1 pseudogene is annotated in these 1,253 nt (G+C 74.8%); it reads left to right on the top strand.

Annotated features, from left to right (window positions below):
* Positions 1 to 13: 13 nt before the first annotated feature.
* Positions 14 to 1,253 (top strand): annotated as a pseudogene (locus tag AB8Z75_RS34620) (NTP transferase domain-containing protein); the annotation flags it as partial.

Below are 1,253 nucleotides of genomic sequence, written 5' to 3'. Positions count from 1 at the left end.
CCCTGGAGTCAGCATGTCGTCTACCCCCGCGGTCCTCGCGGTGATACCGGCCCGTGGCGGGTCCAAAGGCGTGGCCGCCAAGAACCTGGCGCCCGTCGCCGGTGTGCCGCTCGTGGCCCGCGCCGTCCGCGAATGCCTGGCGGCGCGGAACGTCACCGACGTCGTCGTCTCCACCGACGACCCCGCCATCGCCGAGACCGCACGCTCGGCAGGGGCCGAGGTCGTCGAGCGGCCCGCGGCCATCGCGGGCGACCTGGCCAGCAGCGAGGCCGCCGTCCTGCACGCCATGGACCAGTGGGAGAAGAGGCACCGCACACCGCTGCACACGGTGCTCCTCGTCCAGTGCACCAGCCCCTTCCTGGTACGGGAGGACGTCGAACGGGTCGCGTCCGCCGTCATCGACGACGGAGCCGACAGCGCCCTGACCGTGGCTCCCTTCCACGGCTTCGTGTGGCGGGACGGCGGCGAGACGGCCCCCGCCGGTGTACCGACGGCGCCCGGTGGTGCGCCGGCGGCGCCCGGCGGCCATGCGGGCAGCGCGTACGGCGTCAACCACGACCGCGCCGTACGGCCACGCCGCCAGGACCGGCCCGAGGACCTGCTGGAGACCGGCGCGGCCTACGCCATGGACGCCATGGGCTTCCGGGAAGCCGGCCACCGGTTCTTCGGACGGACCGCCGTCGTACGCACCGACCCGGCACGCGTCCTGGAGATCGACGACCCCCACGACCTCGACCGCGCCCGCGCGCTGGCGCCCCTGCTGGACGCCGACCGGCAAGGCCCCGGTGCGCTGCCCACCCGCGAGGACATCGACGCGGTCGTCCTCGACTTCGACGGCACCCAGACCGACGACCGGGTGTACGTCGACTCCGAAGGGAGGGAGACCGTCGCCGTCCACCGCGGTGACGGCCTCGGCATCGCGGCCCTGCGCCGCGCGGGCCTCGAAGTGCTGATCCTCTCCACGGAGACCAACCCGGTCGTCGCCGCCCGCGCCGCCAAGCTCCGGCTGCCCGTGCTGCACGGCATCGACCGCAAGGACCTCGCACTCAAACAGTGGTGCGAGGAGCGCGGGATCGCCCCAGAGCGCGTCCTCTACGCCGGCAACGACGCCAACGACCTGGGGTGCTTCGCACTCGCGGGCTGGCCCGTCGCCGTCGCCGACGCCCACGACGCCGTACGGGCCGCAGCCCGCGCCGTCACCACACGGGGCGGCGGAGCGGGGGGCGGYGCGGGAGRYSKCGGGGTGGTTGGTG

Origin of the sequence: Streptomyces sp. PU-14G (genome assembly GCF_041028275.1) — a bacterium.
Lineage (GTDB): Bacteria > Actinomycetota > Actinomycetes > Streptomycetales > Streptomycetaceae > Streptomyces.
The sequence above is the reverse complement of the archived record's forward strand: the minus strand, read 5'-3'. Positions and strand labels throughout refer to the sequence as shown.